This is a genomic window from Pseudocitrobacter sp. CD920760, assembly GCF_057782505.1.
Genome location: NZ_CM173490.1, coordinates 2,860,703 through 2,874,784 on the forward strand (window position 1 = coordinate 2,860,703; position 14,082 = coordinate 2,874,784).

The following is a 14,082-nucleotide window of genomic DNA, read 5'->3' on the forward strand; positions in this document are numbered from 1 at the left end:
ACATTGCTCATGCAAACCATTATTAATTATGGAAGGTTTTACGCCTTTAAGCATAAAAAAACCGCCCCGTAGGGCGGCTAACTCATTTCACGCAACGGGTGCATTGTGAGGCCTGAATCTGCTGGAAGAAGTCATTTCCCTTGTCATCGACGAGAATGAACGCCGGGAAGTCTTCAACTTCAATTTTCCAGATGGCTTCCATCCCGAGTTCAGGATATTCCACACACTCCAGGCTCTTGATGCTGCTTTGCGCAAGCACCGCCGCCGGGCCGCCGATGCTGCCCAGGTAGAAACCGCCGTGCTTGTGGCACGCGTCCGTGACCTGCTGGCTCCGGTTACCTTTCGCCAACATGATCATGCTGCCGCCGTGCGACTGGAGCTGATCAACGTAGGAATCCATACGCCCTGCGGTGGTCGGGCCAAGCGAACCCGAGGCATAACCTTCCGGCGTTTTGGCCGGGCCTGCGTAGTAAATCGGGTGATCTTTAATGTACTGCGGCAGGCCTTCACCGCTGTCCATGCGCTCTTTCAGTTTCGCGTGCGCGATATCGCGCCCTACGATAATGGTGCCGGAAAGCGACAAACGCGTGGAAACCGGATATTGCGACAGCTGCTTGAGGATTTCGCTCATCGGGCGGTTCAGGTCAACTTTTACCGCTTCGCCCTCTCCCACTTTACGCAGCGATTCCGGAATATATTTCCCTGGGTTGCTCTCCAGTTTTTCAATCCAGATCCCGTCGCGGTTAATTTTGGCCTTGATGTTACGGTCTGCCGAGCAGGAAACGCCCATGCCCACCGGGCAGGATGCGCCGTGGCGCGGCAGACGGATCACGCGGATGTCGTGAGCAAAGTATTTGCCACCGAACTGCGCGCCCAGGCCGAGGTTTTGCGCTTCAATCAGCAACTCTTTTTCGAGTTCGATATCGCGGAACGCCTGGCCGTGCTCGTTCCCTTCCGTCGGCAGACCATCGTAATATTTGGTCGAGGCCATTTTCACGGTTTTCAGCGTCGTTTCGGCAGAAGTACCGCCAATTACGAACGCGATGTGATACGGCGGACAGGCCGCAGTACCCAGGGTGCGCATCTTCTCAACCAGATAATTTTTCAGTTTCGCCGGGGTAATCAGCGCTTTGGTTTCCTGATAAAGATAGGTTTTGTTAGCAGAACCGCCGCCCTTCGCCACGCACAGGAATTTGTATTCGTCGCCATCGACGCTGTAGAGGTCAATCTGCGCCGGCAGGTTAGTGCCCGTGTTCACCTCTTTGTACATGTCCAGCGGGGCGTTTTGCGAGTAGCGCAGGTTATCTTCAATAAAGGTGTCATACACCCCGCGCGACAGCGCCGCTTCATCACCGCCGCCGGTCCACACGCGCTGGCCTTTTTTACCGACAATAATCGCCGTGCCGGTGTCCTGGCAGGTTGGCAGAATGCCTTTAGCGGCGATATCAGAGTTACGCAGGAACTGAAGCGCAACGTACTTATCGTTTTCGCTGGCTTCCGGGTCGCTGAGGATATCGGCAACCTGCTGTTGGTGCGCAGGACGGAGCATAAAAGAGGCATCGTGGAATGCGTGTTTAGCGAGGAGTGTCAGGGCTTGCGGGTCAACTTTCAGCACTTCCTGGCCGGCAAACTCGTCCACGCTGACGTAATCGGAACTGAGGAGGTAATACTCGGTTTCATCCTTTTTCAGTGGAAAAGGATCCTGATAGTAAAAAGGTTTGTTCGACATTGTATTCTCACTTACTGCTTCAGGTGATGTTTTCTACCCGTTTGGGAATGTAGGGCAAACATGCAGAGCACATATCCATTTGCCCGGCTCAAAAGCGAGTCACCCTATCGTACACAATTTTTTAACAAAAACTGAGACTAGTACGACTTTTTATTTTTCCGGTGACGCCATAGCGCATTTATTGCTTTAATACCGCCAAAGAATCCACATTGATACAGGGCTTGATAATGCAAAAACTCATCAACTCAGTGCAAAACTATGCCTGGGGCAGTAAAAGTGCGTTAACGGAACTCTACGGCATCGCCAACCCGGACAATCTGCCCATGGCAGAACTCTGGATGGGCGCGCATCCGAAGAGCAGCTCAAAAATTACCGATAGCCAGGGAACCGTACGTTCACTGCGCGACGTGATTGACGCCGACAAAGCCACTCTTTTGGGCCGCGAGGTCGCCGACCGTTTTGGCGAGCTGCCGTTCTTGTTTAAGGTGCTGTGCGCGGCGCAGCCGCTGTCCATTCAGGTACACCCAAACAAACGCGCCTCGGAAATTGGCTTTGCCAAAGAGAACGCGGCGGGTATCGCCATGGACGCGGCTGAACGTAACTATAAAGATCCGAACCATAAGCCGGAGCTGGTCTTTGCCCTGACGCCTTTCCTGGCGATGAACGCGTTTCGCGAATTCAGCGAGATTGTTTCACTGCTGCAACCCGTTGCCGGGGCGCATACCGCCATTGCCCATTTCCTCGAACAGCCGAACGGCGAGCGTCTGAGCGCCCTTTTCGCCAGCCTGCTGAATATGCAGGGCGAAGAGAAAGCGCGCGCGCTGGCAATCTTGCGCTCCGCACTGGAGAGCCAGCAAGGCGAGCCGTGGCAGACCATTCGCGTCATTTCAGAATTTTACCCGGACGACAGCGGCTTGTTCTCACCGCTGCTGCTGAACGTGGTGACACTCAAGCCGGGCGAAGCGATGTTCCTGTTTGCTGAAACGCCGCACGCCTACCTTCAGGGTACCGCACTGGAAGTGATGGCCAACTCCGATAACGTGCTGCGCGCCGGGCTGACGCCGAAATACATTGATATTCCGGAACTGGTGGCAAACGTGAAGTTTGAGGCTAAACCGGCGGCGGAGCTGCTCACCCAACCGGTGAAAAACGGTTCTGAACTGGACTTCCCAATTCCGGTCGACGACTTCGCGTTTTCGTTGCACGATCTCAGCGCACAGCCGACAGCTATCGCCCAGCAGAGCGCCGCGATCCTGTTCTGCCTGGAAGGTGAAGCTGTCCTGAGTAAAGGCGAAGAATCCCTCACCCTGAAGCCAGGCGAATCCGCGTTTATCAGCGCGGCAGAATCACCGGTTCAGGTGAGCGGCAACGGCAAACTGGCGCGAGTCTATAATAAGCTAAAGTAAATACTGAAGTTTTAGCGTGGGCTTGCTAATCTTAAACACAGCCTTATGACATAACCGGGCGATATGATTTCGCCCGGTTTCATTTTATGGATAAATGCTATGAAAAAATCGCTGGTCGCTGTTGGGGTTGTTGTTGCGTTAGGGGTTATCTGGACAGGTGGTGCCTGGTACACCGGGAAACAGCTGGAAAGTCGTTTTGCGGACATGGTGGCGCAGGCCAATGACCAACTGAAACGTACCGCACCGGAAGCAGGCCTGGAGCTGAGCTATCAGGATTACCAGCGCGGCATCTTTAGCAGCCAACTGAAAATGGTGGTTAAGCCGATTGCCGGCGCAGATAAAGCCCTGCTCAAACCGGGCCAGAGTGTCGTGTTTAACGAAGATGTTGACCACGGCCCGTTCCCTCTGGCAGCGTTAAAACGATTTAATCTCGTTCCGTCTATGGCCTCGGTGAATACCACTTTGGTAAACAATGACGTGACCAAACCGCTGTTTGATATCGCCAAAGGTGAAACTCCGTTTGTGGTAGACACCCGTATCAGTTATAGCGGTGATACCCACTCAGCTATTAATCTCAAACCGCTGAACTATGAAAAAGACGCTGAAAAAGTGGCGTTCAGCGGCGGTGATTTTGAACTCTCGGCAGACCGTGATGGTAACGTCGTGTCGCTTACCGGCGAAGCAGAAAGCGGCCTCGTAAATGCGGTCAATGAATACAATCAGAAGGTGCAGCTCACCTTTAATAATCTCAAAACCGAAGGCAGCAGCAAACTGGCGAGCTTCGACGAACGCGTCGGCAACCAGAAAATCAGCCTGGATAAAGTGGCGGTCTCCGTTGAAGGCAAAGAGCTGACCGTTCTGGAAGGTATGACGCTGGATGGTAAATCCGACCTTTCTGCTGACGGCAAGAAAGTGAACAGCCAGCTCGATTACGCCGTTAACAGCCTGAAGCTGCAAAGCCAGGATATGGGTAGCGGCAAACTGACGCTGAAAGTCGGCAATATTGACGGTCAGGCGTGGCACCAGTTTAGTCAGCAGTATAATGCGCAGGCACAGGCACTGCTGGCTCAGCCGGAACTGCAAAGTAACCCGGAACTGTACCAGGAAAAAATTACCGAAGCGTTCTTTAGCGCGCTGCCGGTACTGCTGAAGGGCGATCCGTCAATTACCGTCGCGCCGCTCAGCTGGAAAAACGCCAAAGGCGAAACCACCCTGAATCTGTCGTTGCTGCTTAAAGATCCCGCGCAGGCCACTCAGCCGGTACAAACGCTGGCGCAGCAGGTGGACACGCTGGTGAAATCAATCGACGGTAAGCTGGTTATCCCGATGGATATGGCGACCGAATTTATGACCCAGATTGCGAAACTGGAAGGGTATCAGCAGGAAGAGGCCCAGAAACTGGCCAGCCAGCAGGTTAAAGGCTTCGCCGCGATGGGCCAGATGTTCCGTCTGACCACCACGGATGACAACCAGGTGACCTCCAGCCTGCAGTACGCTAACGGCCAGGTGACGCTGAACGGCAATAAAATGCCGCTGGAAGACTTTGCGGGAATGTTTGGTTTGCAGGCGCCAGCCATTCAGGAGAGTGAACCGCAGCCGCCAGTCACGCCGAGCGAACCGGCTCCGGCACAGTAAACAACGTGCACTTTGTTCTTGCCGGATGCGGCGTAAACGCCTTATCCGGCCTACAAAACAGTGCAAATTCAATATATTGCAGAAACCCTGTAGGCCTGATAAGCGTAGCGCATCAGGCATTTTCGCACTATTTTCTTGCCACCAGCCTTGGCGGCATAATCACATTGCGGGTTGACGTCTGCCCGGTTTCAATGCGCTGTAAAATTCGCTCGGCTACGCTTTCGCCCATCTCACGCGCCGGGGTTGTGACCCAGGTTAACGGTACGTCATCTAATGCACTTTCCGGCACTTCGGCAAACGCCGCCAGCGTGACGCGCTGGTCAAAATAGCTCTCGACGCTGCCTTCTCCGCTTTGTCGCCCGCCGCGCATCAGGCCGAACCAGGCCCCCATGGCGATCACATTGTTGTAGCACAGCACCGCAGTGATGGTCGGGTTATGGCGCAATAACGACGTGATGGCTTCAGCCGCCTGCTTCTGGCTGGATTCGCACTCAACAACCCATTCACTGTGAAACGGCAGGCCGTACTTAATCAGCGTTGAGCAATAGCCGCCAACCCGTTCAGCACGCGTTAACGACGCGCTCTGCCCACCCAGCCAGGCAATACGCTGGTGCCCACGGCGAATGAGATCTTCGGTCACCACCTGCGCCGCCTGCATGTTATCGGGGCGAATTAAATCCACCTCATCGAGATAACTCGCACGAGAAGCGAACACCAGCGGAATATTCGACGCCTCCGCTTTCTCGCGCAGCTCGCTGGCTTGATCCACCGCTCCGGCAATTACCACGCCATCCACGCCTTGCGCCACCAGCGCATCAAAACGCGCCAGCATGTTCTCCCCCTTGCGCCCGCTTTGGGTCAGAAAAACCATTTTGCCCTGCGACTCCAGCGACGCCGTCAGCCCGGCGGTCAGCTCCGCATAAAACGGTGACGACAGTGAGCCGACAATCAGCCCAATGACGCCGGTTTGCCCGCCGCGCAGAGACACCGCCTGACGATTACGCACAAAGCCCAACTGGTCGATGGCCTGATATACCCGCTCACCGGTCGCGCTGGAGATCCGCCCTTTCCCGCTGAGTACCAGTGAGACCGTACTCACCGATACGCCAGCGGCCAGAGCGACATCATTGATCGTGACTTTTTTTGCAATTGCCATAAGGACTGGCGATTCCTTTTAAGTGATCGATAAAACGTTTTACCTAATAAGATACTTTATAAACGTTATCATCATTTCATTATGTGATTTCACTCGCACTAAAATTGGGTAAAACGTTTTATCTTGCGCTCCACAACATCTTCAACCCATTTTTTGTACAAGGAGTCGTTCGATGACGACCAGAGCAGCACAAAAAGTCACATTGTGGGAGTTCTTTCAACAGCTTGGCAAGACATTCATGCTTCCTGTCGCCCTGCTGTCTTTCTGTGGGATCATGCTGGGGATCGGCAGCTCCCTAAGCAGCCATGACGTTCTCACGCTCCTGCCGTGGCTCGACACCCCGTTCCTGCAGGCGCTCTTTATCTGGATGAGCAAAGTCGGTTCTTTCGCGTTTAGCTTCCTGCCGGTGATGTTCTGTATCGCCATCCCGCTGGGGCTGGCGCGTGAAAACAAAGGTGTTGCGGCCTTCGCCGGTTTTGTCGGTTACGCGGTCATGAACCTGGCGGTCAACTTCTGGCTGACGGCTAAAGGTATCCTGCCGACCACCGATGCCGCGGTTCTGAAAGCCAATAACATCCAGAATATCCTCGGTATTCAGTCTATCGACACCGGTATTCTTGGCGCGGTGATCGCCGGGATCATCGTCTGGCTGCTGCATGAACGTTTCCACACCATCCGCCTGCCGGATGCGCTGGCGTTCTTTGGCGGCACCCGCTTTGTTCCGATTATCACCACCGTCGTTCTGGGTCTGGTTGGCCTGGTGATCCCCTTGATTTGGCCGGTATTTGCGATGGGCATCAATGCGCTGGGTCATGTTATCAACAGTGCGGGCGACTTTGGCCCAATGATCTTTGGTACCGGTGAACGTCTGCTGCTGCCGTTTGGTCTGCACCACATTCTGGTCGCGCTGATTCGCTTTACCGAAGCTGGCGGCACGATGGATGTCTGCGGTCATTCTGTCAGCGGTGCATTGACCATCTTCCAGGCACAGTTAAGCTGCCCGGATACCCACGGCTTCTCCGAAAGCGCCACTCGCTTCCTGTCGCAGGGTAAAATGCCTGCCTTCCTCGGCGGCCTGCCGGGCGCGGCACTGGCGATGTACCACTGCGCTCGCCCGGAAAACCGTCACAAAATTAAAGGCCTGCTGATTTCTGGCGTCATTGCCTGCGTCGTGGGCGGCACCACTGAACCGCTGGAATTCCTGTTCCTGTTCGTGGCTCCTGTGTTGTACGTTATCCACGCGCTGCTGACTGGCCTTGGCTTCACCATGATGGCGATTCTTGGCGTCACCATTGGCAACACTGACGGCAACGTTATCGACTTCGTGGTCTTCGGTATTCTGCACGGCCTCTCCACCAAATGGTATATGGTGCCGGTGGTGGCTGCGGTGTGGTTCGTCGCCTATTACGCGATTTTCCGCTTCGCCATTACCCGCTTTAACATCAAAACGCCGGGGCGTGATATTGAAAGCAGCAGCGCCGTCGAAAAAGCGGTCACCGGGACTATCGGTAAATCCGGTTACAACACCCCAGCTATCCTGGCGGCACTCGGTGGGTCTGAAAACATTGTCTCTCTTGATAACTGCATCACCCGCCTGCGTTTGTCCGTCGAGGATATGTCAAAAGTCGACGTTGAAGCGCTGAAAGCGAATCGCGCGATTGGTGTCGTACAGCTTAACCAGCATAACCTGCAAGTGGTGATTGGGCCGCAGGTGCAATCCGTGAAAGATGAGATTGCGGTGCTGATGAATACCGTTCAGGCATAAAACGCCCTTTGCCCCTGCCGCTCGCAGGGGCAAAATAGCGTCCTCGCTAACAGTTAAGGATTTCACATGTTTGACTTCTCAACGGTGATAGACCGGCATGGCACATGGTGTACCCAGTGGGATTATGTTGCCGACCGTTTTGGTGACGCCGACCTCCTTCCGTTTACCATCTCCGATATGGATTTCGCCACCGCTCCCTGTATTCTCGATGCGCTGACCAAACGCCTGGCGCACGGCGTCTTCGGCTACAGCCGCTGGAAAAACGATGAGTTTCCACCCGCCATCGTGCACTGGTTCGCCCGCCGTTTTCATAGCGTGATCGACCGGGAGAGCATTGTTTACGGGCCATCCGTCATCTATATGGTGGCAGAGATGATTCGCCAGTGGTCCGCGCCCGGTGACGGGATTGTGGTGCATACGCCCGCGTATGATGCCTTCTTCAAAACCATTACCGGCAATCAGCGCACGATTGTCGGCGTGCCGCTGGAGAAAGTCGATAACCAGTGGTTCTACGATATGGTGAAGCTGGAAGCAGCCCTGGCACAGCCGCAAAACAAAATTCTGCTGTTGTGCAGCCCGCATAACCCCACCGGGAAAGTGTGGACGCGCGATGAGCTGAACACGATGGCTGAACTGTGTGAGAAACATGGTGTGCGGGTCATCAGCGATGAAATTCACATGGATATGGTGTGGGGCAACCACCAGCATACTCCGTGGTGCGACGTGGCGCGCAGCCCATGGGCGCTGTTCACATCGGGTTCAAAAAGCTTCAATATTCCGGCCTTTACCGGGGCCTATGGGTTGATAGCCGACGAAACCGCGCGCAACGATTACCTGTTTGCGCTGAAAAGCCGCGACGGCCTCTCTTCCCCATCGGTACCGGCACTGGTGGCGCACATCGCGGCTTACCGCGAAGGCGAGCCGTGGCTGGATGCTCTGCGCAGCTATTTACAGGATAATATGCGTTACATCGCGCAGACGCTGAATACCGCATTTCCGGAGCTGAACTGGGCGATGCCCGAGTCTACGTATCTGGCATGGGTCGATTTGCGTCCATTAAACATTGACGACAACGCGCTACAGGATGTGCTGATCAAACAGCAAAAAGTGGCGATCATGCCGGGTTATACCTATGGCGAGGAAGGCAACGGCTTTATTCGCCTGAACGCGGGCTGCCCTCGTTCTAAATTAGAACAAGGTGTCGAGCGTTTGATCGCGGCCATCAATACGTTACGCTAACGATTTTGCGCAACGATAATTTTTTGTTGCGCAAATAGCTTTTTGCAGTGAAATGTTTTTATAATAGCGCGCACTTAATCTAATAAAGAGTGCGACCATGATTGATACTACGCTCCCCCTCACTGACATTCATCGCCATCTTGATGGCAATATTCGCGCCCAAACTATTCTCGATCTTGGCCGTCAGCACAATTTAACCCTTCCTGCGTCCAGCCTTGAGGCATTAATTCCGCATGTGCAGGTCACCAGTAATGAACCTGACCTGGTGAGCTTTCTAAGCAAACTCGACTGGGGCGTCAAAGTACTTGCCAACCTCGATGCCTGTCGCCGCGTGGCGTACGAGAACATCGAAGATGCCGCCCGGAACGGTCTGCACTATGTTGAACTGCGTTTTTCACCGGGCTATATGGCGATGACTCACCAGCTTCAGGTTGAGGGTGTGGTAGAGGCCGTAATCGCCGGTGTGCGTGAAGGCTGCCGCGATTTCAACGTCGAGGCGCGTTTAATTGGCATCATGAGCCGTACCTTTGGCGAAACCGCCTGCCTGCGCGAACTGGATGCCCTGCTGGCGCATCGCGACGGCATTACTGCGCTGGATCTGGCGGGTGACGAGCTTGGTTTTCCGGGGAGCCTGTTCCTTAGCCACTTCAACCGTGCACGCGATGCAGGGCTGCGCATTACCGTGCACGCGGGCGAAGCCGCTGGCCCGGAAAGCATCTGGCAGGCGATTCGCGAACTGGGTGCGGAACGTATCGGTCACGGCGTCAAAGCCGTTGAAGACGCGGCGCTGATGGAATTCCTGGCGAAACAGCGTATCGGCGTGGAATCCTGCCTGACATCGAACATCCAGACCAGCACCGTGCCATCGCTGGCCCAGCATCCGCTGAAAATCTTCCTGGAACATGGCGTGCTGGCGAGCATCAACACCGATGACCCGGCGGTTCAGGGTATCGATATTCAACACGAATATCGCGTTGCCGCACCGGCAGCCGGGCTGACGCCTGCGCAAATTCGTCAGGCGCAAATCAACGGGCTTGAAATTGCTTTCCTGTCGGAAGCTGAAAAATCCGCGCTGCGCGCACGCGTACAAGGCGCATAAAAAAACGGGCGCACAGCGTGTGCTGCGCGCCCGTTCTTCATTATCTTCATCAGGTCAGAGAAAGCACCGCGCGATGTTTCGCGGATTCAATCCCCAGCTCAATCAATTCCATAATCTGAATGGCCTGGCTTGCCGGAACCGGATTCTCACCCGCACCGTTTAACGCATCACGGATCGCCGCGTAGTAAGCCGGATAGTTGCCCGGCGTGGTGAGCAGCGTCTCTTCAACACGATCTTCACCGTCTACCCGCGTCAGCACGCCATCGCGCATGTCGTAACCCCAGTCTTCCTGCGGCAGACGTTCACCGTTCTTCAGGCGCTCTTCCTGCGGGTCGAGGCCATACTTCACGTAGCTGGCACGCGAACCGTGCACGATATAACGCGCCGTTTCAGCAGCAGCCAACAACGTGCCGTGCAGCACCACACGGCGTTGCGGATACACCAGCACCGCATGGAAGTAATCCGTCGCCTGCGCGCCAGGACGCAGCTGCGCGAGATCGACGGACAAACTGACCGGCAGACCAAATAGATTTACTGCCTGGTCCAGCAGATGCGGGCCTAAATCGTACCAGATGCCGCTGCCAGGCCCTGCCAGCTCGCGCCAGCGGTTACGCACCTGCGGGCGATAGCGGTCGAAGTGCGATTCAAAATAAGCCACCTCGCCCAGTCGGCCTTCGTTAATCAGCGACTTCACGGTTAAGAAATCGCTGTCCCAGCGGCGGTTATGGAACACTGACAGCAATTTACCCTGGCTTTTTGCCAGCGCATCCAGCTCTCGCGCTTGTGACAGTGTCACGGTAAAGGGTTTATCAACCACCACGTGTTTACCCGCCTCCAGCGCGGCTTTCGCCAGCGGGAAGTGGGTATCGTTCGGCGTAGGAATCACCACCAGGTCGATAGTGGGATCGGCGAAAATGTGTTTAGGTTCAGAGACCACGCTGACATTGGGCCAGTCGGCTTTAACTTTGTCGGCGTCGCTACTGGACACCACGGCCAGCTCCATCCCTGGCGTTCCGCTGATAAGCGGCGCATGAAAGGTTTTGCTGGCATAACCATACCCAATTAATCCGACACGAATACTGTCACTCATAATAGCCTCTTATCTGTGCTGTTTTTGTCCGACCCGGTGAAGCACCCGTCGCCGTGTAATCGATTTCTTATTTCACAACATATTGCGGAGATGAACAACAGATTAATAACATTATGGCGTACAGAAGCGGGTAATTATCGGAAAAATGAGCGAAAGACATGAATCGTTTCGGCTGAGGACTTGCGTTGCGCGCCAGGCGAGGTAAGATCTTCGTCCGTATCATTAATTTTGTCGAAATTGTCTTAATTACTATGTCTATTGTCTTTACACGGATCGTTGAACTGATCGGTTGGGGCGTACTTAGCGTCTCGGTTCTTCTTCTTGTTATCGCGCACCATATTGATAACTACCAACCACCAGAGCCGATTGCGGCGGTACAAAAGAAATAAGTCTGTTCGCTGAACAGTGACGGCGATCGCAACTGTGTAACCGGTTTCTGAAACCGGTTGCAACACCCTCTTCCCCCTCTTTACACTCAACTTATTGCACAGATAAGGAGAGTTTCATGGCTGCTTTTCCAAAAGATTTCCTCTGGGGTGCTGCAACAGCAGCCTATCAGGTCGAAGGCGCACACGATGAAGATGGCAAAGGGCTGTCTATCTGGGACGTTTTTTCGCACCTTCCCGGAACGACTTATCAAGGAACCAACGGCGATGTCGCCGTAGACCACTATCACCGTATGCAGGAAGATGTCGCACTGATGGCGGAAATGGGCCTGCAAAGCTACCGTTTTTCCATCTCCTGGCCGCGTTTATTACCGAATGGTCGTGGCGAAGTTAATGAAGCCGGGGTTAAATTTTACAGCGATTTGATTGATGCCCTGCTGGCGCACAATATTGTGCCGATGATTACGCTTTATCACTGGGATTTACCCCAGGCGTTGCAGGATGAAGGCGGCTGGGAAGTCCGTTCAACGGCGGAAGCCTTCGAAGAGTACGCTCGTCTGTGCTACGCCCGCTTCGGTTCACGGGTCAAACTTTGGGCGACGTTTAACGAAACCATCGTCTTTATCGGTCACGGCTATATTACCGGTAGCCATCCGCCGTCGGTGAAAGACCCGGCCCGGGCGATTCAGGCTTGCCACCAGGTCTTTATCGCTCATGCCATGGCAGTAAAAGCCTTCCGTGAAATGAACATCGAGGGCCAGATTGGCTTTGTTAACGTACTGCAACCGCATACGCCGCTCACTGATTCGCCGGACGATACCGCCGCAAGCGAACTGGCTGACGCTATTCACACCCACTGGCTTTACGATCCGGTGCTGAAAGGCACCTATCCGGCTGAACTTCTTGCCCAAACGCAAGCCCTGTGGGGCGTGCCGCGCTTTGTGCCCGGTGATGATGAATTATTACGTAATTATCGCTGCGATTTTATCGGCCTGAACTACTACCGTCGCGAAACCGTGACGGCCAATCCGGGCGAGACGCTAACGCAGTCCAATCATAGTGGCGAAAAAAATAGCGGCGGCGAATTTGGCTTTAAAGGTTTGTTTAAATTTGTCCGTAACCCCAACGGCGTTTATACGGATTGGGACTGGGAGATTTGGCCGCAAGGGCTGACCGACGGCATTATGGCTATCAAACAACGCTATGGCGATATCCCCATCTACATCACGGAAAACGGCCTCGGTGCCAAAGATCCGATTGTTAACGGTGACATCGTTGACCAACCGCGCATCGATTATTTAGCTATGCATATTGATGCGCTGGAAAAAGCGATTGCGTTAGGTGCAGATGTCCGCGGTTATTATCCGTGGTCGTTCATCGACCTGCTAAGCTGGCTGAACGGTTACAAAAAACAGTATGGTTTTGTTTATGTCGATCATCAGCAAAACCTTGCCCGTAAGCGCAAGAAAAGCTTTTACTGGTATAAAGAAGTGATCAACAGCCACGGCAACGTGCGCTAATCCGCTCTGGGCGCCCTGGGGCGCCCAAACGCTTTTCCTGATAACGTCATTTCCTGCGATATATCAATAACGCCATTTTCTGTTCTTGAATTTGTCATTTATAACCCAAATAATTACAGCGTCCTGAAGAGAGTATGCCCGTTGCGGGCTGAACTCTTAATGAAAACGGGTGTCGATAAACTAACTTGTTGTCAAACTGAGTGATGCGCCATTGTGGTGCCGTGCTTTTGCGCCCCCTTCAGGCCCTGCGTGATTTAACATTATAAAATGGATACCTACAAATGACCGTCCTGGATTATTTATTGAAATTCCGTAAAGTCAGCTCGCTGGACAATCTCGAAAAACTTTATGATCATCTTAACTATTCGCTTTCCGACACCAATGAATTAATCAATATGTATCGCGCTGCCGATCACCGTCGGGCGGAGCTGGTTTCTGGCGGTCGTTTGTTCGATATCGGCCAGGTGCCAAAATCCGTTTGGCATTACGTGCAGTAACTATTGTTATCATCAGCGTCAGTTGCTTATACTCCACCGCCATATTTATAACTGACGCTGATAATCAGGAGACGAAATGTCGTCAAATTCTGCAGAACGAATTGGTGGATGGTTGCTCGGCCCGCTGGCGTGGCTGTTGGTCGCCCTGCTTAGCATTAGCCTGCAACTGCTGATGTTCGTTAACGCCCTGCTTAATCCGCAGATCCTGAACCTGTTAAAAGCACAAAGCAGCACGCATCTGGCCCTTTGGGTTCTTTCCTTAGCATTCGTGATTGCCATGTGGTATTACACCCTGTGGCTGACCATTGCTTTCTTTAAGCGCCGTAAAAATGTGCCTAAGCACTATATTATCTGGTTACTGGTCTCATTATTGCTGGCGCTTAAGGCGTTTGCATTCGCACCGGTGTCCGACGTCATCGCGCTACGCCAGTTATTGCTGCCGTTGGCCGCTGCGGCGCTGATTGTGCCCTATCTCAAACGCTCATCTCGCGTGAAGCGTACGTTTGTGAACCCTTAATAACCACACTCTTGCCCAGTTGTCGATGGACGCACTTTCGTCG

At 53.9% G+C, this 14,082-nt stretch carries 12 protein-coding genes; 9 read left to right on the plus strand and 3 right to left on the minus strand.

Annotated features, from left to right (window positions below; all coding sequences use genetic code 11):
* Positions 1-82: 82 nt before the first annotated feature.
* Complete coding sequence (gene fumA, locus AC1MKH_RS13360; RefSeq protein ID WP_276220081.1) at positions 83-1,729, minus strand: class I fumarate hydratase FumA; 1,647 nt, start codon at positions 1,727-1,729, stop codon at positions 83-85.
* Positions 1,730-1,956: 227 nt separating this feature from the next.
* Here fumA and manA point away from each other — a divergent pair, with 227 nt between their 5' ends.
* Both manA and AC1MKH_RS13370 read left to right on the plus strand, forming a co-directional pair.
* Positions 1,957-3,135 (plus strand): mannose-6-phosphate isomerase, encoded by a 1,179-nt coding sequence (gene manA, locus AC1MKH_RS13365; RefSeq protein WP_276220080.1) that lies wholly within the window; start codon positions 1,957-1,959, stop codon positions 3,133-3,135.
* Positions 3,136-3,234: 99 nt separating this feature from the next.
* Positions 3,235-4,770: a YdgA family protein gene (locus AC1MKH_RS13370; protein ID WP_276220079.1), complete on the plus strand. Its 1,536-nt coding sequence runs from the start codon at positions 3,235-3,237 to the stop codon at positions 4,768-4,770.
* A 127-nt stretch (positions 4,771-4,897) separates the two neighbouring features.
* Here the strand turns inward: AC1MKH_RS13370 and AC1MKH_RS13375 are convergent, their stop codons facing one another.
* On the minus strand, positions 4,898-5,926 hold the full coding sequence (locus AC1MKH_RS13375; protein ID WP_276220078.1) for a Mal regulon transcriptional regulator MalI: 1,029 nt from the start codon (positions 5,924-5,926) through the stop codon (positions 4,898-4,900).
* Positions 5,927-6,098: 172 nt separating this feature from the next.
* Here AC1MKH_RS13375 and malX point away from each other — a divergent pair, with 172 nt between their 5' ends.
* The 3 genes from malX (at position 6,099) to add (ending at position 10,029) form a co-directional block, all read left to right on the plus strand.
* The gene (malX, locus tag AC1MKH_RS13380; protein WP_149462606.1) at positions 6,099-7,691 is read left to right on the plus strand and encodes a maltose/glucose-specific PTS transporter subunit IIBC; all 1,593 of its coding nucleotides are present in this window, start codon (positions 6,099-6,101) and stop codon (positions 7,689-7,691) included.
* Between the two features lie 66 nt (positions 7,692-7,757).
* Positions 7,758-8,930, plus strand: a complete 1,173-nt coding sequence (locus tag AC1MKH_RS13385; RefSeq protein WP_276220077.1) for a MalY/PatB family protein — start codon at positions 7,758-7,760, stop codon at positions 8,928-8,930.
* Positions 8,931-9,027: 97 nt separating this feature from the next.
* Positions 9,028-10,029 carry an adenosine deaminase gene (add, locus tag AC1MKH_RS13390; RefSeq protein WP_276220076.1) on the plus strand — a complete coding sequence of 334 codons (1,002 nt, stop codon included), beginning with the start codon at positions 9,028-9,030 and terminating at the stop codon, positions 10,027-10,029.
* Between the two features lie 49 nt (positions 10,030-10,078).
* Here add and AC1MKH_RS13395 read toward each other — a convergent pair whose 3' ends face one another.
* Complete coding sequence (locus AC1MKH_RS13395; protein WP_276220075.1) at positions 10,079-11,119, minus strand: oxidoreductase; 1,041 nt, start codon at positions 11,117-11,119, stop codon at positions 10,079-10,081.
* A gap of 251 nt (positions 11,120-11,370) precedes the next feature.
* Here AC1MKH_RS13395 and blr point away from each other — a divergent pair, with 251 nt between their 5' ends.
* The 4 genes from blr (at position 11,371) to AC1MKH_RS13415 (ending at position 14,039) form a co-directional block, all read left to right on the plus strand.
* On the plus strand, positions 11,371-11,508 hold the full coding sequence (gene blr, locus AC1MKH_RS13400) for a division septum protein Blr (RefSeq protein ID WP_015964285.1): 138 nt from the start codon (positions 11,371-11,373) through the stop codon (positions 11,506-11,508).
* Between the two features lie 116 nt (positions 11,509-11,624).
* Complete coding sequence (locus AC1MKH_RS13405) at positions 11,625-13,025, plus strand: GH1 family beta-glucosidase (protein ID WP_276220074.1); 1,401 nt, start codon at positions 11,625-11,627, stop codon at positions 13,023-13,025.
* 281 nt (positions 13,026-13,306) lie between these two features.
* Positions 13,307-13,522, plus strand: coding sequence for a transcription modulator YdgT (gene ydgT / locus AC1MKH_RS13410; RefSeq protein WP_015964283.1), 216 nt, complete (start codon positions 13,307-13,309; stop codon positions 13,520-13,522).
* A gap of 76 nt (positions 13,523-13,598) precedes the next feature.
* On the plus strand, positions 13,599-14,039 hold the full coding sequence (locus AC1MKH_RS13415; RefSeq protein ID WP_276220073.1) for a DUF2569 domain-containing protein: 441 nt from the start codon (positions 13,599-13,601) through the stop codon (positions 14,037-14,039).
* Positions 14,040-14,082: the final 43 nt, after the last annotated feature.